A 6,624-nucleotide genomic window follows, 5' to 3' on the forward strand; every position below is an offset into this window, starting at 1 on the left:
AGTAAAACCGGAGTCAAAATCCTCCAAAGGTTTACCCTACATACTCCGACGCCTTTTGTCAATGGGGGAACTTCAGTCTAAAAATATTATGTGCACCTATACAAAAAAGCCCTGACTTCGGGGCTTTTAGTGCTCCTATTGGCTTTTTTTGAGAGACTTAATGGCGCTTATCAGCTTTTGTTGCCAGCAAAATTATTGACCGCAGTGCAGCTTCGTTAAAAAATTGCTGTTCAAGATTTGCCAGCGATTGCTAAAAACTAATTCCTGGGGGGTTTTCACCTTTGCGAAGCTTTGGTGCGCTAGTAACAATTTTTGGATGTGGGGCGATCGAACTACCTCGGTAACTTCGATCGCCCCACATCCTCAAACGTTTACTGTCCTAGTGCTATCTCTCACGCTGCAACTGTGCAATCTTTCATTACAAGGCCAGCCTTGAGAGACTTAAGCTTCGCTCTTGCGGCTTTTCCGACCGCCTTCGCGACCAATTTGAGCCATATGTTCACGATTTCTGCTGACAGCTTCGCCACCTTTTTGACCAGCTTGTCTGGCTTCTTCAGAGGTGAATTCGTGTGCAGTTCCTTTCTCGTGTGCAGCTTTTCCGCCTTTGCTAGCAATTGCGCGCTGTTTTTCTGCATCCATAGAAGCGAATCCGCGTTTGCTTTTCTCAGCCATGACTGTCTCCTTGTTTTTTTCTGATTTTTTAGCTCGATCGCGCCTTCGCCTCCCACTGTCGTGGTTACTCCCACTCAGTGGTGAGATATCCGACGGTAAATTATGAAACCTCATCAGACGAATCTAAGCTTTTGGTTTAACTCGCAGAATGAATATTTCATAACTTACAAATGTGAACTAAAAATAGTTCACGCCCGGGCACTATAGTTAGAGCCGCCAATTTTTTAAGCTGGTTACTGTCTTTCAATCATTCTATAAACCCCCCAACTTTTATACCTCTTTCTCAGGTATAGTCATTCTTTAGTTCGCTGGAAGGATGGAACCGAAAGCTGATTGGCAGTAGACTCAGAGGATTTTTCGACTTAACCGCGCCCCCTCAAAAATTAAAAGTCCAAAGACGGATGCTTTTTTGGTCTTTTTACTTTTTTTTGAGGCATTCCGCGCTTGCCACTGATCCCTATGTTAGTTGGTCTGCCGATCGAGTTGTTTCTGGTAAGCGATATTTTGGGGCGCAGCGCAGCACGTACTCGATCGCACTTATCAAGTTTACCTTATGACCTATCGAAACATACATCGGCTTTACCCCTGTTTGCGTCCTTAGCGCTGCGCCTATCGTTGATCCCTCTAGCAGCAAGGGTTGCCAACTGCCCCGGTCGAGTCCGACTTCTGAATGTTCTCCAATAAATCGATTTTTGGCAACTCCGATCGTGGGAATCCCGGTTAACACCCCCAAATGGCAGGCAAGACCGAATCTGCGGGGATGGGCTAGTCCTTGACCGTCGCACAATATCAAGTCTGGCCTCAAACTGATATTTTCTAAAGCTTCGAGAACTGCAGGCACTTCTCGAAAAGACAGGAAACCCGGAATATAAGGAAAAGTTGTAGGACTGCGAACCACAGCTTGCTGCTGCAATTGCAAGTCTGGAAAGCTCAGAACTGTTACAGCGGCCCGCGATACGTCGTTTGCACTGTCGTAGCCGACATCTACACCCGCGACGTACCGAACTGTGTCCAGTTGATTTTCGGTAATTACCTCTGACCGAAGCTGTTCTTGAATGGCGATCGCCTCTTCAACTGTCTGCGGCCAAGGGTGTCGCTGCAACATTTTGATTTTTCTTCAACCGTTCTCATCTAAGCTTAACTTATTTTCGGGCATTTTTAAACTCTGATTTTTATCGTTTTTCGCTATAAATTCCTAACTTGCCCAAGGAGTCTTTTTTTCTACTCAGGAGGGTTGAGCAAGTCGGGCAGATGCCAATTTTACAAATAGAGTCTGTAGGTCGGAGAGGGAAATTCTATCTTTCGTGGCTTACAGCAACCCGCAAAGGTTTTTGTGGCACGCACCTGCCATTTACCATTAAAATTTACCCAAAAAGTAGCAGTTGAATTCTGATTTTTTCGCTTTCTAGAAAGCTTTCTCTTTCCGATCGCCATTTGATCGCTTGTCGAAGAGCGATCGAGCTATCTATCTACTTCTGCTCTATCTAAAAAAATCCACTTTGTCAAGATAATTGAAACATTTATTCATCAATAATCTCACCCAGCTATAGCAATCCTAAATCATTGGTGAATTTCTTACTCCCTCCCCGAACCCGCAGGGAGGGTTGGGGTGGGGTAAAAATTTACGACTCCTGCAAGGATTGCTATACAAGTGCCATTGTTCATCCCCGCTCATAGAGCTAAGAGGTTCCCACACCCTAGTAAATATATGACTTTTGTGAAAAAAAATCAATGAATTTATGAGTTGTTACACCCTTAACATGAAGTTATAATCTTAGATAATATCGAATATAAAACTAACATCAAGTAATACAACATAGGTGAATCAACATATGAAAACCGTGCAAAGTGTTCAGTACAACCTAGCTCTCTACTTAGTCGGTGGCATCGTCTTCATCATCGCCGCCTTAATTTTAAGACCTTTTGCCCTCGTCGGCGCAGGAGAACGGGGCGTCATGATGCGCTTCGGGAAAGTTCAAGACGTGATTTTAGATGAAGGCATCCACCCGATTTTACCGATCGTCACTTCTGTCAAAACTATCAGCGTGCGGGTACAAAAAACAGATTTGAAAGCCGATGCAGCATCCAAAGATTTGCAAAGCATTACTACAGATTTGGCAGTCAACTGGAATGTTGACCCCGCCAAAGTTAATCAAGTTTTTCAACAAGTTGGAGACGAAGAACAAATTGTGACCAGCATTCTGAGTCCGGCAATTTCGGAAGTTCTCAAAGCAGCAACTTCTAAAAAGACCGCAGAAGAAATTATCACTAAGCGCACCGAACTCAAAACAGAAATCGACAACAGCCTCAAAAAACGTTTGGAACCTTACGGCGTCATCGTCAGAGATGTTTCGTTAATAAATTTTGGCTTTTCTCCAGAATTTAGCAAAGCCATTGAATCCAAACAAATAGCCGAACAAGAAGCTAAACAAGCAGAATTTACAGTTCAAAAAGCCACCCAAGATGCTCAAGCTGAAATTAACCGTGCTAAAGGTAAAGCTGAAGCTCAACGCTTGCAGCGGCAAACATTAACAGCCGAAATTTTGCAGCAGCAAGCAATTGAAAAATGGAACGGCCAGTTTCCGACAGTAATGGGAGGAGGCGGAACTTTGCCATTAATTAATATTGCGCCGCCGACTTCTCAAGCTGCAACTCCTGCTAATTGACACTCCTCGGCCTGAAGGCGCGAGGATTCTTGAAGAATTTCTACCTCAATTTCCCTATTTCTAGAGTTCCCAGACTCCTCACGTTTGCTCAATTGAGCGTGAGGATATCTTCTGGGCGTTTAGGCGCGAACGCCCGGTTTCGCGGAGCCCCCGCGTACCAATTTCAAAGCCCGATCACAAATAGTTTTTGCTGCACCCATATCGGCGTGTTCATGATATCCACATTCAGTGCAAATGAACTTTTCGCCATCTCGATTAGACTTGTCGATATGACCGCATTTCCGACATTCTTGGCTGGAGTATTTGGGATTAATTTTGATTACGACCTTGATGGAGTCGAGTAGAAAGTCTCCTTTCTACCCTCTCCTACAAAACCGAACGTGAAACTTTCGCTTCATTCGGCTCCTCAATGAAATGGCTCTATGTCACGAGTACCCAGACTTCCATCAGTGGTTGTCTTTGTGTCATGGCAATGTTTGTGAAGGGCTTGAAGGTTGGCATATGAGTTTTTGCCTCCTTTGCTTTTTGGTTCAATATGGTCAATTTCTATCAAGTCCCCCGGTTTAAATGGTAGTCCGCAATGATTGCATTTACCCTGTTGTCTTTTCAACAAAGTTGCAAGTTTTGTAGAGACTTCAGGATTTCGCCCCATGCGTGTACTCCAGTATATCCAATCTCCATCGTAAGGACTTCTTATTCCTTGAACTTTGGTAAAAACCTTAATTGGGGTCTTTGAGTATTTTTCAAGTGTTAGTCCTTGTCGGGTGCTAAAACACCAATTATCATTTCCTACTGTATGCCAGTATTTATCTGATATTTGGTATTTATTGGAATGTGTGTTTCTACGCTTTGCCCAGGATCGGAGTTTTTGATATAACAGAAAATCCATCCTATCGAGGACTTTTTGGCTTGAAACAGTAGAGTAATAATTAGACCATCCTCTAATAATTGAATTTAGCTCAGTTATTAGTACCGCTTGCGGTTTTGTGAGGTTTTTGTCTACTATTCCTGCCAATTTTCTCTGGTGAACTTTCTGTTTTTCCTTACTCGGAGTGATGAGCGTGTTAAATCCCAATCTTTTCCCTTCGGAATTGCTTGCACTGCGGTAATTTCCTGATGGATATTGTTGGATATGGAATCCAAGAAAGTTAAACCCTACATTTCCGTTGTACTCGTGAAGGGTGTGGGTTATTTTTGTTTTACTGGGTTTTAATTCCAGTCCCATGCCTTTGAGCCATTCGGATATTATTTCTTGGCATTGGATTACCACATTTGGATCTTCATGTATTACGACAAAATCGTCTGCGTATCTTATGATGCTGAGCGATTTTACCTTAGTTTGCCAACTCACCTGATTTCCTTTGGGATTACGGATATCTAGCGTTTTGGCAAATTCCATGAGTTTTATTTCCATTCCATGTAGGGCTATGTTGGCTAATAATGGGGAAATTACTCCTCCCTGTGGAGTTCCCTCATTTGTTGGAAATAAATTCTTCCCATCCACTACTCCTGAATTTAACCAAGATTTGATTTGTTTCTGGAGTTTTGGAAATGTGTTTATTTTTGCCAAGAGTGCTTCATGGTTGATTTTATCAAAGCATTTCGCAATGTCGGCATCAAGCACGTATTTGGCTTTTTGTCTAATTGCGTTGAATATTGCTTCAATTGCATCGTGACATGAGCGTCCGGGTCTGAATCCATAGGAGTTACCTTCAAAACGTGCTTCCCATTCTGGTTCGAGCGTTAGTTTTGTTAGTGCTTGTAATGCACGGTCGTGCATTGTGGGTATTCCCAAGGGTCTTTTTTCCTCAGTTCCAGGTTTTGGAATCCATACCCGACGAGTGGGCTTGGACAAACCTGTCATCTTGAGTTTGTTAATCAATTCAAGTCTTGCATTAGGTTTTAAGGATTTAATACCATCAATACCTGCTGTTTTCTTGCCTTGATTATCTTGGGTTACTCGGCGTACTGCAAGACATTTGGCGCTCCAAGACCTGATTAAGGTTTTTTGAAGTTTTCGGACTACCTTAACATCACCACGTTTCGAGGCTTGATATATCCGTTTTTGCAACTTGTGAACCCGTTTTTCTATCTGTTTCCAAGGTAATTCCTGCCATTGGTAGTCAGATTGTACCTCTAAGCAAATAGGAATGTCGTTTTCCCATGCCACCCTAAACTTTGATTTGGTTTTAGCCTTATTCATTGCTACTCACCGCTATATCATCCATTTCACCGTGAGTACGTCAGCGTATCCTTTTGCTTTCCAAAAGGCATTTGCTTCTTACCCTATCCTTCCCCTCAATTGCTTGCGACTGGTTGTCTTCTTGAGTATCGACCACCTCAAGAGCATTTGTGGGGTTACTTCGTTCCAAGTCACCATTATTTAGAACCTTTAGAGTGTTACTATCCACCGGGTTTATAGGCAGTGCAAGTTGGTCAACAAGGAAATTGCCAACGCCCTATCCATGCCTTTTGGCTTGGGCTAATAGCCGTCGTAGTCCATTTGTAATAACGATGGTTCGGACATAACTTTACCTTGTGGTTACTCATGGATTCTTGCTAGACGGGATTTCCAGTACGGCTCTGAATTACCGTCGTTCATCCCCGCTTCACCTGCTTGATAACCATTCGCCCAGGTGGGGGATGTGCTTTCACCTCTGCACTAGAGGGGTAGGACTTGAAATTTCTAGGATACTTTTCCTCACCTACATGGTGTCTCAGTTATCATCTCTAGAGGATTGAAGTGCGTTCAACCTTTCGGTTACTCTAGAGAAGTCAGTCATCCCTAAGTATTACTACTATTTCGACTGAACGAATCGCACTCCTTGCTTTGCAGCCAGATACTCGATCTTTAGAATTAATTCAGCCCAACCCGCGTCAGAGATAGAACGGTTTAAACCTTTCTTTCTTGATTGCCCATTTTTCAGGAATCTACCTGTTTTTTCGTCAGCCTTTACTCGACATCGGCGCATCATCCCGGAAATATTCAAATCTTCCAGAGCAATCGCGTCAACGTTGTGAGAAACTATTTTATTGGCAACCTTCCAATGGTAAGCTTGACGCCTGTCGCTAATTTTCTGGTGGAAAAGTCCTAGTTTTTTAGCTGCTTTCTTGCGGTTTTTGCTACCGTTGGCTTTTCGGCTAACTCGTCTCTGTCTAATTTTTAGAGTGCGCTTAGCTTTTTTTGTGGTTGAAAATTTGGGATTTTCAACCCACATTCCGCACCCCAACTGGCACATAGGCAGATTGAGGGGGTAAAAGTGAATCATCCGAGACCATCATGAGT

At 43.2% G+C, this 6,624-nt stretch carries 6 protein-coding genes; 1 reads left to right on the forward strand and 5 read right to left on the reverse strand.

The annotated features are described in order from the left end of the window. Positions 1–441: 441 nt before the first annotated feature. Entirely contained in the window at positions 442–672 is a 231-nt protein-coding gene (locus tag Q5691_RS27050; protein ID WP_333083789.1) for a KGG domain-containing protein, read from the reverse strand. Positions 673–1,129: 457 nt separating this feature from the next. Then, complete coding sequence (nfi, locus tag Q5691_RS27055) at positions 1,130–1,777, reverse strand: deoxyribonuclease V (RefSeq protein ID WP_333348296.1); 648 nt, start codon at positions 1,775–1,777, stop codon at positions 1,130–1,132. A gap of 727 nt (positions 1,778–2,504) precedes the next feature. Here nfi and Q5691_RS27060 point away from each other — a divergent pair. Continuing rightward, positions 2,505–3,338, forward strand: a complete 834-nt coding sequence (locus tag Q5691_RS27060; RefSeq protein WP_333212072.1) for a prohibitin family protein — start codon at positions 2,505–2,507, stop codon at positions 3,336–3,338. Positions 3,339–3,457: 119 nt separating this feature from the next. Here Q5691_RS27060 and Q5691_RS27065 read toward each other — a convergent pair whose 3' ends face one another. The 3 genes from Q5691_RS27065 to Q5691_RS27075 form a co-directional block, all read right to left on the reverse strand. Beyond that, positions 3,458–3,670 carry a zinc ribbon domain-containing protein gene (locus Q5691_RS27065; protein ID WP_333348306.1) on the reverse strand — a complete coding sequence of 71 codons (213 nt, stop codon included), beginning with the start codon at positions 3,668–3,670 and terminating at the stop codon, positions 3,458–3,460. 74 nt (positions 3,671–3,744) lie between these two features. Then, entirely contained in the window at positions 3,745–5,541 is a 1,797-nt protein-coding gene (gene ltrA, locus Q5691_RS27070) for a group II intron reverse transcriptase/maturase (RefSeq protein ID WP_333348300.1), read from the reverse strand. 595 nt (positions 5,542–6,136) lie between these two features. After that, positions 6,137–6,556 (reverse strand): transposase, encoded by a 420-nt coding sequence (locus Q5691_RS27075; RefSeq protein WP_333348303.1) that lies wholly within the window; start codon positions 6,554–6,556, stop codon positions 6,137–6,139. Between the last annotated feature and the right edge of the window lie 68 nt (positions 6,557–6,624).

It is taken from the genome of Microcoleus sp. w1-18aA5, assembly GCF_036701705.1.
Taxonomy (GTDB): Bacteria; Cyanobacteriota; Cyanobacteriia; order Cyanobacteriales; family Microcoleaceae; genus Microcoleus.

Excerpts from the sequence above, each read along its gene's own strand:
- Q5691_RS27050 (WP_333083789.1), bottom strand. The coding sequence starts at position 672 with ATGGCTGAGAAAAGCAAACGCGGATTCGCTTCTATGGATGCAGAAAAA.
- nfi (WP_333348296.1), bottom strand. The coding sequence starts at position 1,777 with ATGTTGCAGCGACACCCTTGGCCGCAGACAGTTGAAGAGGCGATCGCC.
- Q5691_RS27060 (WP_333212072.1), top strand. The coding sequence starts at position 2,505 with ATGAAAACCGTGCAAAGTGTTCAGTACAACCTAGCTCTCTACTTAGTC.
- ltrA (WP_333348300.1), bottom strand. The coding sequence starts at position 5,541 with ATGAATAAGGCTAAAACCAAATCAAAGTTTAGGGTGGCATGGGAAAAC.
- Q5691_RS27075 (WP_333348303.1), bottom strand. The coding sequence starts at position 6,556 with ATGTGGGTTGAAAATCCCAAATTTTCAACCACAAAAAAAGCTAAGCGC.